The 16,536-nt window shown below is 69.2% G+C and carries 11 protein-coding genes; 4 read left to right on the top strand and 7 right to left on the bottom strand.

The annotated features are described in order from the left end of the window. Nucleotides 1-393: 393 nt before the first annotated feature. Complete coding sequence (gene uvrB / locus QSK35_RS08080; RefSeq protein ID WP_285743814.1) at nucleotides 394-2,559, bottom strand: excinuclease ABC subunit UvrB; 2,166 nt, start codon at nucleotides 2,557-2,559, stop codon at nucleotides 394-396. A 52-nt stretch (nucleotides 2,560-2,611) separates the two neighbouring features. Further along, nucleotides 2,612-3,718 carry a DUF5685 family protein gene (locus QSK35_RS08085; protein ID WP_285743816.1) on the bottom strand — a complete coding sequence of 369 codons (1,107 nt, stop codon included), beginning with the start codon at nucleotides 3,716-3,718 and terminating at the stop codon, nucleotides 2,612-2,614. A gap of 118 nt (nucleotides 3,719-3,836) precedes the next feature. Here QSK35_RS08085 and QSK35_RS08090 point away from each other — a divergent pair, with 118 nt between their 5' ends. From QSK35_RS08090 to QSK35_RS08100, 3 genes are all read left to right on the top strand, one after another. Further along, a complete protein-coding gene (locus QSK35_RS08090; RefSeq protein WP_285743818.1) occupies nucleotides 3,837-6,752 on the top strand; it encodes a M36 family metallopeptidase in 2,916 nt (971 codons plus the stop codon). Nucleotides 6,753-6,813: 61 nt separating this feature from the next. Then, nucleotides 6,814-7,320 carry a ribonuclease FAU-1 family protein gene (locus tag QSK35_RS08095; RefSeq protein ID WP_285743820.1) on the top strand — a complete coding sequence of 169 codons (507 nt, stop codon included), beginning with the start codon at nucleotides 6,814-6,816 and terminating at the stop codon, nucleotides 7,318-7,320. A gap of 89 nt (nucleotides 7,321-7,409) precedes the next feature. Continuing rightward, the gene (locus tag QSK35_RS08100) at nucleotides 7,410-7,928 is read left to right on the top strand and encodes a ribonuclease FAU-1 family protein (protein WP_285743822.1); all 519 of its coding nucleotides are present in this window, start codon (nucleotides 7,410-7,412) and stop codon (nucleotides 7,926-7,928) included. Here the strand turns inward: QSK35_RS08100 and coaE are convergent. From coaE to QSK35_RS08120, 4 genes are all read right to left on the bottom strand, one after another. Next, on the bottom strand, nucleotides 7,904-9,049 hold the full coding sequence (coaE, locus tag QSK35_RS08105; protein ID WP_285743823.1) for a dephospho-CoA kinase: 1,146 nt from the start codon (nucleotides 9,047-9,049) through the stop codon (nucleotides 7,904-7,906). The two genes, QSK35_RS08100 and coaE, sit on opposite strands and share 25 nt — an antisense overlap. A gap of 10 nt (nucleotides 9,050-9,059) precedes the next feature. Next, the gene (locus QSK35_RS08110; RefSeq protein ID WP_285743825.1) at nucleotides 9,060-9,668 is read right to left on the bottom strand and encodes a hypothetical protein; all 609 of its coding nucleotides are present in this window, start codon (nucleotides 9,666-9,668) and stop codon (nucleotides 9,060-9,062) included. 119 nt (nucleotides 9,669-9,787) lie between these two features. Continuing rightward, nucleotides 9,788-10,576 carry a polyketide synthase dehydratase domain-containing protein gene (locus QSK35_RS08115; protein WP_285743827.1) on the bottom strand — a complete coding sequence of 263 codons (789 nt, stop codon included), beginning with the start codon at nucleotides 10,574-10,576 and terminating at the stop codon, nucleotides 9,788-9,790. After that, nucleotides 10,573-11,946 carry an NAD(P)/FAD-dependent oxidoreductase gene (locus QSK35_RS08120; protein WP_285743829.1) on the bottom strand — a complete coding sequence of 458 codons (1,374 nt, stop codon included), beginning with the start codon at nucleotides 11,944-11,946 and terminating at the stop codon, nucleotides 10,573-10,575. The genes QSK35_RS08115 and QSK35_RS08120 overlap by 4 nt, the downstream gene beginning before the upstream one ends. A 113-nt stretch (nucleotides 11,947-12,059) precedes the next feature. Between QSK35_RS08120 and QSK35_RS08125 the strand changes: the two genes are divergently transcribed. Next, entirely contained in the window at nucleotides 12,060-14,942 is a 2,883-nt protein-coding gene (locus QSK35_RS08125) for an ATP-binding protein (protein ID WP_285743831.1), read from the top strand. A 58-nt stretch (nucleotides 14,943-15,000) separates the two neighbouring features. Here the strand turns inward: QSK35_RS08125 and rpsA are convergent, their stop codons facing one another. Next, nucleotides 15,001-16,491, bottom strand: a complete 1,491-nt coding sequence (gene rpsA / locus QSK35_RS08130) for a 30S ribosomal protein S1 (RefSeq protein WP_285743833.1) — start codon at nucleotides 16,489-16,491, stop codon at nucleotides 15,001-15,003. Nucleotides 16,492-16,536 lie beyond the last annotated feature (45 nt).

Below are 16,536 nucleotides of genomic sequence, written 5' to 3' on the forward strand. Positions count from 1 at the left end.
CCACGCCCCACGCCGCACGGAGCGCGGGGTTGTGGCTGGCGGGCGGGTACGGGACCGGCGGGAACCGAAGGCGACCACGCACCAGGAGTGGGGCGCGTCTGGTGGGCACGTACGGAACGCGATTGGGGCTTGACTTGGGGTGCGGCGTGGTAGCCCTTGTTGGGCCGGCAGATCTTGCATCTGCCGGCGGAGCCGGCCCACCACGCCGCGAGGGGCCCCAAGTCAAGCCCCAATCGCACGCGCGAAGCGCGTCCCGGAAGACGCAGCGCCCCACGACACGCAAGACCCGTGGCACGCCAAGCAACCCCCGCGACGCCAACGCAAGACCCGTGGCACGCCAAGCAACCCCGCGACGCCAACGCGAGACCCGTGGGACGCAACGCGAGAAGAGGGTTACTTGACGCCGGCCGCGTCCATTCCTCGGAGTTCCTTCTTCAGGTCCTGGATTTCGTCGCGCAGGCGGGCGGCCAGCTCGAACTGGAGGTCGCGGGCAGCGTTCATCATCTGGTCGGTCAGCTGCTGGACCAGGTCGGCCAGCTCGGAGCGCGCCATGCCGGCACGGTCGTGCGACTGGAGTACGCCGGCCGAACGTCCGCCCTCGGCGCCCTGCGCGCGTTTGCCGCGGGACTGGTTGCGGCCCGAGCCACCGACTGCCACCTCGTCCTCGGCCTCCGAGTAGACGGCCTCGAGGATGTCGGTGATCTTCTTGCGGAGGGGCTGGGGGTCGATGCCGCGTTCGGTGTTGTAGGCGACCTGCTTGGCTCGGCGGCGGTTGGTTTCGTCGATGGCGTGGCGCATGGAGTCGGTGATGCGGTCCGCGTACATGTGGACCTCGCCGGACACGTTGCGCGCCGCGCGGCCGATCGTCTGCACCAGGGACGTGCCCGAGCGCAGGAAGCCCTCCTTGTCGGCGTCCAGGATGGACACCAGGGAGACCTCCGGCAGGTCGAGGCCCTCGCGGAGCAGGTTGATGCCGATCAACACGTCGTACTCGCCGAGCCGCAGTTGCCGCAGCAACTCCACGCGGCGCAGGGTGTCCACCTCGGAGTGCAGGTAGCGGACCCGGATGCCCAGTTCCAGCAAGTAGTCCGTGAGGTCCTCGGCCATTTTCTTGGTCAGGGTGGTGACCAGGACTCGCTCGTCGCGCTCGGCGCGGGCCCGGATCTCGTGGACCAGGTCGTCGATCTGGCCCTCGGTGGGCTTCACGATCACCTCGGGGTCCACCAGGCCGGTGGGGCGGATGACCTGCTCCACGAACTCCCCGCCCGTCTGCCCCATCTCGTACGGGCCCGGCGTGGCGGAGAGGTACACGGTCTGGCCGACGCGGTCCGCGAACTCCTCCCACGTCAGCGGGCGGTTGTCCAGCGCTGACGGGAGGCGGAAGCCGTGCTCGACCAGGTTGCGCTTGCGCGAGGCGTCGCCCTCGTACATGCCGCCGATCTGCGGGACCGTCACGTGCGACTCGTCGATCACCATCAGGAAGTCGTCCGGGAAGTAGTCGAGCAGCGTCGCCGGTGCGGAGCCCGGACCGCGGCCGTCGATGTGGCGCGAGTAGTTCTCGATGCCGTTGCAGAACCCGACCTGGCGCATCATCTCGATGTCGTACGCGGTGCGCATGCGCAGGCGCTGGGCCTCCAGCAGCTTGCCCTTGCGCTCCATCTCCGCGAGCGTCTGCTCCAGCTCCACCTCGATGTCGCGGATCGCGCGCTCCATGCGCTCCGGGCCGGCCACGTAGTGCGTCGCCGGGAAGATGCGCAGCTCGGACACCTCGCGCACCACGTCACCCGTCAAGGGGTGCAGGTAGTACAGCTTGTCGATCTCGTCACCGAAGAACTCGACCCGCACCGCGAGCTCCTCGTACGACGGGATGATCTCGACGGTGTCGCCGCGCACGCGGAACGAGCCGCGCGTGAACGACATGTCGTTGCGCGTGTACTGGACGTCCACCAGCGCGCGCAGGAACACGTCGCGGTCGACCTCGGCGCCGGCCTCCAGCGGGATCGAGCGATCGAGGTACGACTGCGGAGTGCCGAGGCCGTAGATGCACGACACCGAGGCGACCACGATGGTGTCGCGCCTTGTCAGCAGCGACATCGTGGCGGAGTGGCGCAACCGCTCGACGTCCTCGTTGATCGAGGAGTCCTTCTCGATGTACGTGTCGGTCTGCGGGATGTACGCCTCGGGCTGGTAGTAGTCGTAGTAGCTCACGAAGTACTCCACCGCGTTGTGCGGGAAGAGCTCCTTGAGCTCGTTCGCGAGCTGCGCCGCCAGGGTCTTGTTCGGCGCCATCACCAGCGTCGGGCGCTGCACGCGCTCGATCAGCCACGCGGTGGTCGCCGACTTGCCGGTACCGGTGGCACCGAGCAGCACGACGTCCTTCTCGCCGCTCTTCAGCCGGCGTTCCAGGTCGTCGATCGCCGCGGGCTGGTCACCGGCCGGCTGGTACTCGCTGACCACGCGGAACTGACCGTCGGAGCGCGGGATGTCGCCGACGGGACGGTGCTCGGAGTGCGCCTTGACGGTGCTCTCCTCTGGCGGGAGCTCGGTTGCGAAAGCCACGGACAGCACGTTACGCCGGGGGTCTGACAATTTCAGATTTGCCCAGGTCAGGCTAGTCGCAAGGGCAGCACGAGCAGTCGCAGTCCGAGCAGTCCTTGCAGCAGCAGTCGCAGCCGTCGCAGTCACAGTCGCACGCGTTCTCGCGGCGCTTGTCACTCCACGGCCCTGGGAACGGGTCGCGGCAGCAGAACTGGCAGGTCCCACACATGTAGAGGAACGCCCCGCAACCCGCGAAACAGCCGCGCGGCTGCGGCTGGTTGTGCAGCTGCGGCCACGCCCACAGGCCGCTGCCCGGATCGGACCAGGTGTGGTCCTTCGCACGACCACCGAAGACGCGGATGATCGCCTCGTCCACCTCGTGCGCGAGCAGCTTGTGCACCAGCCGCGAGTCGGAGAACTCCACCTCTTTCAATGCGAGCCGGATCCCCACAGCCGCGTCGTCACACAACCGCCGCGCCTCGTCGATCGAAGTCCCGGTGGCCACCAACGGGTTGTACGAACCAGACGCCTGATCGGAAGAAAGGTCCTCCACGGCGTCCAACAGGTGCGCGACCCGCCCGAACAACCGCCCGACCTCGCGCAACGGCGCCTCGTTCCCCGGCCGCCCGGCCAGAACCGCCGTCCGCGACACCGCGTACGCCGTCGCCTCCTCGGTCGGCGCCGTCACGAGCAGCACCGAGCTGCCCAGCCCGGCCAAAGCCTCGACCGAGGCCTGCCGCGACACCGCGGCGACCATCACGGCCGTGTCGACCCCGAGATCCGATGAGGCCGAGGAACCTTGCTCAGCCCAACGAGAAGCCAGACGACGGCCGGCCCAGCCGAACCGCCCGGCGAGCCCGTCGCCGTCGTCGACGTGGTCGCGCAACTTCAAAGACGCCAGTATCAGCGAAGTGGAGGCCGCGAGTCGCGCCCCATCGCCAATCGAGACGTCCGCGGACCTCAGTCCGCGCAGCGCACAGGGCCCCGCCTTGCGCGTCGAACGACCCGCCTGCGCCTCGACGAGAGCCGAGATCATCAGGCCGTCGTAGTTGGTCACGAGCCGCGCCAGATGACCGTGCTCATCCCGTAGTGACAAGCACATTCCGCACAGATGAGACAGCCACGCGGCCTTGAGTTCCGACCCCAGACGGTTGCGGCACGGCCGGATGATCCCGAACATGCGGCGTACTGTAGATCATTCGTAGTACTGCCAACTGTTAATCAGTCACTCAGCGTCTTGCATACCTCCTTTTGGCCCGCACTCGTTACGGGGAATGCGGTTACCAAAAGGAGCAACCATGCGGAGACCTGTTCTGCCAGTCGTGATCACCGCCGCTTTGTGCCTGGCGCTCGCGGTTCCGGCCGCCGCGACCGAGCCGATCCGAGGCGCGCGAATCCAGTGGGATCCGGCGTTCGGCACGCCGCGCACGATCATCCCTGCCAACGGCACCCTGACCGAAGCGAACAGCGGCGCCCCCACCGACATCGCACGCGACTGGCTCACCACCCATCGCGACACGTTCGGACTGTCCACGAGCGACATCGCCGACCTGGTCGTCACGCAGGACCACCGCCTCCCCAGCGGTAGCCACGTCGTCAACCTCGCCCAGACGAAGAACGGCGTCCGCGCGGTCCACGGCGGCTCGATGACCGTCGTCGTCCGCCCGAACGGCGCGGTCGAGTCGTACGCGGGCCGCACCACCTGGGACACGAGCCTCAAGGGCGCCTGGCTCCTCGGCACCACGGCCGCCCTCCAGAAGGTCGCAGGCGGCACCGCCAAGCTCATCGGCGAGAAGGCGGGCTTCGACGCGTTCGACAACGGCAGCTACGCCCGCCGGACGATCTTCCCCACGCCGCAGGGCCACCGCGCCGCGTTCCAGGTGCTGTACGTCAAGGCACACGACGAGGCCTACGACGTCACGCTCGACGCCGTCACCGGCGAGGTGCTGCGCAAGGCGAGCCTCGTCGACCACGCCGAGGGCACGGTCTACCCGCACTTCCCCGGCGCGCCGAAGGGCGGCAAGCCCGAGGTCCGGCAGTTCGGCCCGACCTGGGTCACCGCGGCCACGACGCTCGGCGACAACGCGAGCACCTATGCCAACTACTCGAACTTCCTGGTACCCGCCGACCAGGCGCCGCGCCCGGTGAGCGCCACGGGACAGTTCAACTTCCCGTACCAGAACAAGTGGGGCACGACGAACGGCCAGACCACGCCGCCGTCGTACGTCGAGGACCTGAACCCCGCGGCCACCAACCTGTTCTTCCACCACAACCGCATCCACGACGAGTTCGCGAAGTTCGGCTTCACCGAGTCCGCGGGCAACTTCCAGGGCAACGACCCGATCCTCGGCCTGGTGCACGCGGGCGCGGCGAGCGGCGGCGCGCCGACCTACACGGGCCGCGACAACGCCTACATGCTCACGTTGCCGGACGGCATCCCGCCGTGGAGCGGGATGTTCCTGTGGGAGCCGATCAACGACGCCTTCGAGGGCCCGTACCGCGACGGCAACTTCGACGCGTCGGTCATCGAGCACGAGTACGCGCACGGCCTGAGCAACCGCTACGTCTCCGCCGAGGACGGCGCGTTGAACAGCCACCAGTCCGGTTCGATGGGCGAGGGCTGGGGCGACTGGTACGCGCTCAACTACCTGCACCGCGAGGGCTACGAGACCAAGGCGGTCGTGGGCGAGTACGCGACCGGTAACGCGCAGCGCGGCATCCGCAACTGGTCCTACGACGCCAACCCGACGACGTTCGGCGACATCGGCTACGACCTGACCGGCCCCGAGGTGCACGCCGACGGCGAGATCTGGACCGCGACGCTGTGGGACTACCGCAAGCTGCTCGTCGCGAAGTTCGGCCAGGCCAAGGGATCCGAGATCGCGGCGCTGACCGTGACGTCCGGAATGCCGCGCTCACCCGTCGATCCGTCCTTCGTGGACATGCGCGACGCGATCGAGCTGGCGCTGGAGGACCTCTACCACGCCGACGCGAACTACGAGCAGATCTACGACGCCTTCTGGACCGCGTTCGCCAAGCGCGGACTCGGCAAGAACGCGACGACCAAGGCCGGCGACGACGTCGACCCGGTGCCCGCGTTCAACCACGAGAACCGGGCCCGCAACGGCACGCTGACCGGTGTCGTCGTCAACGCGGCCACGGGCAAGCCGGTCGCGGGCGCACGGGTGCTGCTCGGCGAGTTCGAGGCACGGTCCACGGCGTTGCGCACGACGTCCACCGAGGGCGGCTTCTCCGCGGCGGCGGTCACGGGCACCTACCCCGTCACCGTGCAGGCGCCCGGCTTCGGCATCCGAACGTTCACCGGCGTGGCCGTGCAGGCGGGAAAGACGACCAAGCTGCAGTTCCCGCTCGTGCCCAACCTGGCCTCGAAGTCCACCGGCGCACAGGTCGTCTCGGCGACCAGCGAGAACGCCCAGGCGTTGCTGGACGACAGCGAGGCCAGCTCGTGGCGGGCAACCAAGGGTGCCAACGCGGTGATCAAGCTGGCCACGCCGGCGAAGCTCACCGAGGTGCGCGTCAGCGCCTACACCACGTCCCGGTTCGAGGCGCTGAAGGACTTCACCCTGCAGGTCTCCGACGACGGCCAGGTGTGGCGCAACGCCCTGGTGCGCAAGGACGCCTTCGGCTTCCAGGCACCACGGCCGACCGCGCCGGACGTGAAGGTCAAGACGTTCACGATCGAGCCGACGCAGGCGTCGTACGTGCGCTTCTACGCGGACGCGCCGATCGGTGAGACCAAGCCGGAGGTGCAGGTCGCCGAACTGGAGGTGTTCGCGCAGAACGCCCGTGGTGTCGAGCCGCTGCCGCCGTCACCGCCGGACGCGCCCGTGGTCGACCAGGGCCTGATCAAGGCACCGAACCCCGGCCCGAGCAACGCGCCCGGCGTCACCATGACGGACCTGGAGACCAACTGCACCTTCCCGCCCGCGGCTCAGGGCGCGGACGGCTGGGTCACGAAGCTGCCGGAGTCGTTCGGCGACGGCATGCACGCGGTGTCCGCGACCAGTTCGTCGGCCGTGCCGTACGACCTCGACCTGTACTTCTACGACAGCAAGTGCAGGCAGATCGGCTCGGCGGCGAGCAGCGCGACGAACGAGTCGGGCACGCTGCCGTCCGGTGCACGGTATGTGCTGACGCACCTGTGGTCGGGCGCTGCGGCGGAGGTGACCGTGACGGCGATCGACACCCAGTGATACACCCGTTCGGGTGAAGAATCTCGGCGCGGACCCTATGTCGCCGCATAGGGTCCGCGCTGTGCACATCCACCCGCCGAAGATCGAGTACTTCGATCTGGACGCCAAGAGCAACACGGATCCGAAGGGCTATCTGCGGGGCGTCGACGAGTACCAGGTGACCCCGCACGGGCTCTACATGTTCCGCCCCGTCGCGGGCCATCCACAGCTGAGCGCGTTCGAGAGCTGGCTGATCCCCAAGCACGGCGTGCGCGTCACGCGCCAGTCGTGGCATCAGGGCCACGAGCGCGACTACGACTTCTATGTCGACGTCGTGGAGATCTCCGCCGTCGGCACTGTGTGGAAGACGATCGACCTTTATCTCGACCTGATCGTCCGCACCGGTCGCAGCGTCACCGTGCTCGACAGTGACGAGCTGCTCGGCGCGGTCCAGCACAACATCATCACGCCGGAACGTGCGCAGTGGGCGTTGGAGACGACCTACCGCGCGGTCTCAGGCATTTCGGCGCACGGACACGATGTGGTGCGCTGGCTTGCCGCTTCCGGGTGCCCAACTACCTGGCGGTAGTACACACAGTGTGTTTGTCATCTGACCGTGACGTAACGAATCGACCCTGTGAGTAACGGAACACACATATGTGACTACCCTCAGCGGGCGTGGGAGCGGTTACTACACCTCAGCTGGTCGACGTCGTGGACACCCTCAACGCCGTCCGCAGCTATACCTCCGGCGGCACCCGGCAGCTGACGACGTGCCGGGTCGAACCGTGGGGTCTGCGGCTGGAGTGTCCGACACCCGAGGATCCGTTCTCCGATTCCGAGGTGACCTGGCTGCTGCCGGACCTCGGCCTGCGCCTGACGACGCATCGCGCGCGGTCACGGCACGCCCGCACCGGCCCCAGCACCCTCACCGCGGTGCGCGTGCTGCGCGACGGACGGCACTGGCAGACCACGGACCTGTTGCTGGGCCTGGCCGTTCCGGGCGGCACGACCGCGCGCATCGTGCGGTCCGAGGAGTTCGCCGCCGCGGTCGCCGGTCGCGTGCTGCGTCCCGGTGACGCCGACCAAGCCCTGCGCATCGTGCATCGCACGCTCGAGGAGCTCAGCCACAACCGCCACGACCTCACGGCGTGGCTGTCGTGGCGCGGCATCTACGACGTGTGGCCGCCCCTGTAGGCCTGTACCCGCTGGATCGCGGCCTGCATCCACGGTCCCTTCGCGTCGCCGTAGTTGAAGCCGGTCGGCTCGTGCGCGAACTGCGCGGACAGCCCGAGCTTCAGCTCCTCGTACTCCTTACGAGCGTCGGCGTCGGCCCGGATCCAGTCGCGGAAGTCGATCGCCCAGTTCCACCCCGGACCACCCTCGACCCGCAGGTGCAGGTTGACGCGGCGGCCGGGGTCGGCGCCGGCGTGCAGGCGCTTGTCCCAGTTCCCCGGTCCCATCGGCGTGTCCGTGAAGTCGCCGATCTTCGGGAACCCGGCCTGCGCCAACGCGTCCGCCAGCGAGTCCGCGGTCTCCATCGAGTCGACGCCGAGCTGGAAGTCGAGCACGTCCTTCGCCGCGAGCCCTGGGACCGCCGTGGACCCGATGTGCTCCACGGTCCGGCCACCGGCAGCCATGGAAATCCGAGCGGCGACCCGCGCAGCCTGCGCGGGCCAGGTCTCGTCGTACGGCACGACGATCGGCGACCCGGCCGCGTACTCGCGCGTGCGCACGTTCTGCTCGAACGGCACCAGCCGCTCGTGCCACAACGCCGACACGTCGGGCACGTCGCCGGAGTTGTCGAGCCACACGTCCGCGACCGCCCGGCGCTGCTCGAACGTCGCCTGAGCGGCGATCCGGGTGCGCGCGTCGGCCTCATCCATCCCGCGCTTGATCAGCCGTTCGACGCGCAGCTCGGGCGCGGCGTCCACGACGATCACCAGGTGGTAGAGGGGCGCCATCCCCTTCTCGACGAGCAACGGCACGTCGTGCACCACGATCGCGTCGGCGGGCGCCTCGGCCATCCGTTGCGCGGTGAGGCTGCCGATCCTCGGGTGCGTGATGCCGTTCAACGTCTCGCGCGCCTCGTCCGACGCGAACGCCTTGGCGGCCAGCTTCGCCCGGTCGAGGGTCCCGTCCTCGTTGAGCACGTCGCCGAAGGCCCGGACGACCTCCGCGAGCCCCTCGCTGCCCGGCTCGAGCACCTCACGAGCGAGCTGGTCGGCGTCGATCACGACCGCGCCGAGCCCGCTGAGCGCCTTGGCGATCGTCGACTTGCCGGACCCGATGCCCCCGGTCAATCCCACCCTCAGCATGAGGGCCAGGCTAGACGGGCGGCGTCATCGCCTGCTGTGCAAGGGTGGCGAGAACGGCCGGCAGCTTGTCGTCCGGCAGCAGCCCCGGCCGCGCCCGCACCACGAACGTGGTCTTGCCCAGCGAGCCGAGCAGCAGCCGTTGGTCCTTTCCGGACACCATCGAGGCCTTCTGCTTGCCGACGTCGATCTCGGTGACGGACGACCCGTCCTGCCGCTCGGCCTCCAGGCTCTCGGTCACCCGCTCCCGCGCCGTCAGTTCGTCCACATAGGTCGACAACCCGACGACCACCGCGTTGGCCTGCAGCTCCTTGCCCGGCGGAATGCCGTAGTAGCAGTCGATCTTCGCGGTCTTCCCGACGCTCGGCTCCGGAATCCCGATGATCAGCTTCGGCTCTCCGGGCAGCTCCTGCCCGAGCACCTGGTTCATCCGCTCGGCGGTCACGACCAGCTCACAGTCGTCCGGCAACGCGCGATCCACCATCACCGGGGTGCGCGACGGCGTCGTCGGCGCGGTGATTTTGGGGATCTGCGGCGGCGGCGCCTGGGCTTTGGGCGCGGAGGAACAGCCCGCCAGGACGAGCATCCCCAGAGCCAGCACCGCGAAACTGTTCCCACGCATAGGTTTCAGAACCTACACAACGCCGATCGCCTGACACCACCAGGTGATGGGTGAATGGGTCAGTGGTGATGGGTGAGGCCGCGGGGCGTGGCCGATGGGTGAAGGCTGGACCAGCCCCATCAGCCGTCCCCGTACTGCGCGCGTTGCGCGGCATCGGGGACGAGGAACAGCTGCACCCCCAGCAACTCCAGCCGCGGCTTCCCGTCGACCCCCACCAGCCCGATGTCGCACTCGACGCTGTACTCCCCGGCGGGCCGCCCTCGGACGAAGGCCCGGACCGGACCGACGAGCAGCCCGCGCTGGTGCAGCCGGAACTCACCGATCGACATCGGCAACGTGGGCCCGCCGAGCATCTCCTCCGCCCACAACCCGGCCAGCTGCAGACCGCCGTCGATCGCCGCCGGGTCGGTCTGCCAGTCCGACTGCGGCCAGCCGAGCTCCTGCCCGCCGACCACCACGCCGACCGCGCCGACGGGTGAGACGCCGTGCACCCGTCGGATCGCGTGGAAGGCCGGCCCGTGGAACAGGAACCTGCCGTCGTAGGGAGCGCGCTTCGCCGGGCGCAGGCCCGGCGGCACCACCCACGCGACCTGCCGGTGCCGGCAGGCCGCGGGCGGCAGCAGTGCCCGGAAATGCGGAACGCCCTCGGCGCTGAGCAGCTGGAGCGACTGCCCCGACTCGGTGTTCCTCGACCGCACCGAGTACCGGTCGCCGGTCTGGTGGAACCCGGTCAGGGCGATCTTGCGCAGGACGCTGACGTCGTGCAGCACCAAGGGAGACCAGGCACTTCGCGTCGCCGAGGCGAACCATTCCATCACCATGGCGATGGGCACGACGGGCGTGCCGAGGAACGCGTGATCGGCCAGGTACGGGTGGGTGTCGGCGTGCACCACGATCGGGCCGCTCATGCCCGGCTCCCCTGCACCGCGGGCGGAAGTGCCCCGACCGAGGCGGCGACGGGTTTGCCGGACCGCAGCACTCGCGTCAGCACAGATGGGGTGAGCAGCGTGGACGGTCCCCGTTGCAGCGCGAAGACCCGCAGGAAGGCGTCCTGTACCCGGTGGTCGTTGTTGGCGGCGTGGATCAGCCGGTCGAACAGCCCGGCGACCAGCTTGTCCGTGCGGCCCGAGCGGCGGCCCTCGGTGCCGGGGAAGCGGCTGTCCGCGGCCGTCGTCATGTTCCAGATGGAGTCGTTGAGCCTGGCCAGCCGCGGGTAGAACCACCGCGCGAGGTGGTTGTCCGCCAGCGTCCCGGCCTCGATGCACTCGCCGAGCAGCACGGCGCCGAGCGCGCCGACGGTCATCCCCTGCCCGTAGATCGGGTTGAACGCGCAGACGGCGTCGCCGATCGCGGCGAACCCGTCCGGCTGGTCACCCGCCCGCTCGAAGTACCGGCGCCGGTTGCTGGTCGCGTGGCTGCCGGTGACGCCGGTCAACGGTTCGGCGCCCGCGAGCGCGTCGGCGATGATCGGGCTGGACAGCGTGCGCGCGAACGGCAGGAAGTCGTCCGCACCGGTCGACGGCGCGTCGGCGCCGACGCCCGTGAGCGTCACCTGCCAGCGGTTGCCCTCGATCGGCGTGAGCAGCCCACCGCGCGTCTGGTGCGGTCCGCCGAGTTGGACGTACGCGACCCGCCAGTCCTCCGCGTGCCCGTCCGGAATCGCGTAGAGCCGGGTCGCGTAGCCGATGTGCGCGTCGACGACGTCCTCCCGGACCGGCGCGCAGCCGAGGTCGCTCAGCCAGCGCGGCGCCTGCGAACCGCGCCCGGTGGCGTCGACGACGAGTGAGGCGGACACCAGCGTCGTCGATCCGGTGTCCATCGAACGGAGGGTCGCCCCCGTCACCCGGCTGCTGCTGCCGATGAGGCCGACCGCCCGGTGCCCGTCGAGGAACTCGATCCGCCCGTCGGCCATCAGCCGCCTGCGCACGGTCCACTCGAACAACGAGCGGCTCATGCCCAGCACTTCGAGTCCAGACACGAACCGGCTGCTCCAGCCGAGGTGGTTGCGGATGGCGTTCACCCCCATGTCCACCCGCACGGCGCCGCCGGCCACCAGTTCGGCGGTGATGCCGGGCATCAGTTCCTCGCTGACCTCGAGGCCTCGGGTGAGCAGCCCGTGCACGTGCACGCCCTGAGGAACACCGGTTCGGGTCGCGACCTCGGCGGGAAATCGGTCGCTTTCCACCAGCGTGACTTTCTCGCAATGGCGAGCCAGCACTCCGGCGGTGAACAATCCGGCGATTCCTCCGCCCAGCACCAGCGCATGGTCGAACGCCATGACGGACTCCAATGGGGAATGGGGAAATCTGACTGGTGGAAGTCTATGAAGTCGAATCGCCATTGACGGGGTATTCTCCGAAACCGGGTAGACACCGGGAAGGACGTGGGTAGGTGCTCCTCGACTTCCACCTTTTGGGGCCATTCGAAGTTCGCGCGAGCCACGGCCGGCTGAATGTCGGCGGCGCGAGCCAGCAGGCCCTGCTCGCCGCGCTCGCGCTCGACATCGGCCAGACCGTGCCGACCGAGCGGCTCGCGGGCGTGTTGTGGGAGGGACGGCCGCCGACGAGCTACCGGCAGCAGCTCTACAAGCGCGTGCACGCGCTGCGAGCGGTACTCGGCGCGGAGGCGATCGTCACCGAGGAGTCCGGTTACCGCCTCGACCTCGCGCCGGTGTGCTCGGACCTGCACCGGTTCTCCGAACAGGTCGCGCAGGCCCGCCGAATCCAGTCCGAGGGCCGTTTCCAGGAAGCGGCAGAACTGTTCCGAACAGCATTGTCATCGTGGCGCCGACCGGCACTCGACGGAATCATCAGTCAATTGCTTCGCGCGGATGCCAAGCGACTCGACGAGAAACGCGCGTTGATCGCCAGGGAATGTCAGGAACTCGAACGGAAACCGGAGGAGCCGGAGCCGGCGCAGGCACCGGCGCCGCGGTCGGCCCCCGCCGGCCTGCCGAGGGACATGCCCAGCTTCACCGGGCGGTCGGTCGAGCTTGCCGAACTCGACCGCGAGCTGAACTCCGCGCGCGACAACCCACACGCGCTCGTCATCACGTCGATCACGGGCACCGCGGGTGTCGGAAAAACCGCACTCGCGGTGCATTGGGCGCATCGCGCGCGGCACCTGTTCCCGGACGGGCAGCTCTACGTGAACCTGCGCGGATTCGACCAGTCCGCGCCGATGACCGCCGGCGAGGCGCTGATCATGTTCCTCCGGGAGCTCGGCGCACCCAGTGAACGGATCCCGCCCGACACCGACGGACAGTCCCTGCTCTACCGGTCCATGCTGGACGGCAAACGCATGCTCGTCGTGCTGGACAACGCGGCGACGATGGAACAGGTCGAGCCACTGCTGCCCGGTTCGCCTGGCTGCGTGGTCCTCGTGACCAGCCGGAACGCCTTGACCGGGCTGGTCGCGCTGCACGACGCCAGCCGGGTTCCACTGGACTCCCTCACGGCCGAGGAGTCGGCGGCACTGTTGCGACGCGTTCTCGGCGAGCAACGCACGAGCGCCGATCCGGTCGCCGCGGCCCGGCTCGCCGAACTGTGCGGGCACCTGCCGCTCGCACTGCGGATCGTCGCGGCGAACCTGGCGGGCAGCAGGCACACGTCGATCGCCGAGATGGTGGACCGGCTCAGCTCCGCGGACCGCCTCACCCAGCTGCGGATCGACGGCGTGCCGCGGGCGAACGTGGCGGCGGCGTTCGAGCTGTCGTATCTGGCGGTGCGCCCGGAGGCCCAGCGGCTGCTGCGGTTGCTGAGCATCGTGCCGGGTCCGGACATCACCGCCGATGCGGCGTCCGCGCTCGGCGTGCCCGCCGCGGACCTCCTGGCCGAGCTGGAGGCCATGCACCTGGTCGAGCAGTACCGCCGGGGCAGGTTCCGGCTGCACGACCTGGTCAAGCTGTACGTGCGCAACGTCGGCGGCCCGATCGACACCTCGGTGGTCACCGGCCTGCTCGAGTTCTACGTGCACAGCGCCGACGCCGCGACCGCCGCACTGAGCGCCGTCCGGCGGATCACGCCCCGGCCGTTCCACACGGTGCCGGGACGGGAGTTCACCACGGCGCCGGCGGCCCTGGACTGGCTGAGCGCGGAACAGGACAACGTCGTCGCCGCGGCGGTATGGGCACACGAGCACGGCGAGCACGTGCTGTGCGTGCACCTGGTCGACGCGCTGCGCGGCTTCTTCTGGCTGCAAAGGCACACCGGTGACTGGCTCGCCGTCGCCGAGGTGGGGCTCGCGGCCGCGCGCAAACTCGCGGACCCGGCCGCGGAAGCCCTGATGCACCGCTCGCTCGGCCGGGCCTGTCTCTCGATGGAACGGCTCGACGACGCGCTCGACCACTCGCTCACCGCCGTGCGGCTGTGGGAACAGGACCTGGACGCGGCCGCCGAGATGCGCCTCGACGTCTCGCTCGTGTACCGCGCCAACTGCCGCCTCGACCTCGCCGCCGACCAAGCCGGACAAGCGCTGGACCACGCACGTGAGCACGGCCGCGAGGACCTCGAGATCGCCGCGCTCAACGCCCTGTTCGACTGCCAGATGGGTCTCGGCCGGCTCGACTGGACCGTGGCGACCGCCGACCGGTCGCTGGCCACGCCCACCACGCAGCGGGACCTGCAGCTACAGGCCCACGCGTTCGCCGCGCGCGGGTGGGCGTTCCACGAGATGGGCCGGCTCGACGACGCACGGCGAGACCTGGCCGCCTGCGTCGACCTGCACGACCGGTGCGGGAACAAGGAGTCCGGCGAGCTCCAGCGTGCCTACCTCGGCCGGGTGCTGCTGGACGCCGGCGACGTCGACGAGGCGGTCCGCCTGCTGGAGCGGGCACGGGACGAGCTGCGAGAGCTCGTGCCGCACTGGGAATGTGTTGCCGTGCATGGGCTCGCGCTGGCGTCGTTCCGGCGCGGGCAGCTGGACGAGGCATTGCGGCAGGAGCTCGATGCGCTGGAGATCGCCCGGTCCAAGGACTTCCCGCCTGGGTGCATCGAGGCGCTGATCGCGCTCAGCCGGATCCGGCTCGAGTCCGGTGATACCGCCGCTGCCCTGTCGCACGCCCAGGAAGCCATCGACATGAGCGAGAAGCACGGTTGGCGGCTCGAGTTGGGCAGCGCACACCACGCGCTCGCCGAGGCCTGTCTCACCGCCGGGTGGGCCGATCGGGCGCGCGCCCACGTGACGACGGCGCTCGAACTGCACCGGGCCAGCGGGCAACGGCCGCGGGAAGCGGAGAACCTCGCACTGCTCGACCGGATCCCGGCGGGGTCGTGACCCCGGCAAACCAAAAGGGCCCTGTCCGAGGACAGGGCCCTTTCAGTCAGCTACAAACTCACATGCCGCCCGACAGCTTCTCGCGCAGAGCCGCGAGCTGCTCGTCGGAGGCCAGCGTGCCACCGGACTGCGCCGGAGCGCCGACCGAGGTCGAGCCGGCGTCGCCACCCGAGGTGTAGTTGCCCGCACCCTCGGCGGACGCCTCCTCCTCGGCCTCGGCGGCCTTCTTGATCTGCTTCATGTGGGCCTCGTAGCGCGTGTGAGCCTCGGCGTACTGCCGCTCCCACTCCTCGCGCTGCTTGTCGTAGCCCTCCTGCCACTCCTGGGTCTCCGGGTCGAAGCCCTCGGGGTAGATGTAGTTGCCCTGGTCGTCGTACTCGGCGGCCATGCCGTACTGGGTCGGGTCGAACTCGGTGTCGACCGTGAAGCCCTCGTTGGCCTGCTTGAGCGACAGCGAGATGCGACGGCGGTCGAGGTCGATGTCGATGACCTTGACCATGACGTCGTCGCCGACCTGGACGACCTGCTCCGGGATCTCGACGTGGCGCTCGGCCAGCTCGGAGATGTGGACCAGGCCCTCGATGCCCTCGTCCACGCGGACGAACGCACCGAACGGAACCAGCTTGGTGACCTTGCCCGGCACGATCTGGCCGATCGCGTGGGTGCGGGCGAACTGGCGCCACGGGTCTTCCTGGGTCGCCTTCAGCGACAGGGAGACGCGCTCGCGCTCCATGTCGACGTCGAGGACCTCGACCGTGACCTCCTGGCCGACCTCGACGACCTCGGACGGGTGGTCGATGTGCTTCCAGGACAGCTCCGAGACGTGGACGAGACCGTCGACGCCACCCAGGTCCACGAAGGCACCGAAGTTGACGATCGAGGACACGACGCCCTTGCGGACCTGGCCCTTCTGCAGCTGGTTGAGGAACTCGCTGCGGACCTCGGACTGGGTCTGCTCCAGCCACGCGCGGCGGGACAGGACCACGTTGTTGCGGTTCTTGTCCAGCTCGATGATCTTCGCCTCGAGCTCGCGGCCGACGTACGGCTGGAGGTCGCGGACGCGACGCATCTCGACGAGCGAGGCGGGGAGGAAGCCGCGGAGGCCGATGTCGAGGATGAGACCACCCTTGACGACCTCGATGACCGTGCCGCGGACCGGCTCGTCCTTCTCCTTGAGGGCCTCGATGGTGCCCCAGGCGCGCTCGTACTGGGCGCGCTTCTTCGACAGGATCAGGCGGCCTTCCTTGTCCTCCTTCTGGAGAACAAGGGCCTCGACCTCGTCACCGACGCTGACAACCTCGGCGGGATCGACGTCGTGCTTGATCGACAGTTCGCGCGAGGGGATGACGCCCTCGGTCTTGTAGCCGATGTCGAGCAGGACCTCGTCCCGGTCGACCTTGACGATGGTGCCCTCAACGATGTCGCCGTCGTTGAAGTACTTGATCGTCTTGTCGATAGCTGCGAGGAAGTCCTCCTCCGTCCCGATGTCGTTGATCGCGACCTGCTTGGGCGCAGCTGCAACGGGGACAGTGGTGGTGTCGGTGGACATTAGGTAGGTGGCTCCGGTACGGATTGGCATTATTGGCTGGTAGTG

It is taken from the genome of Lentzea sp. NBRC 105346, from assembly GCF_030269605.1.
Classification (GTDB): Bacteria; Actinomycetota; Actinomycetes; order Mycobacteriales; family Pseudonocardiaceae; genus Lentzea.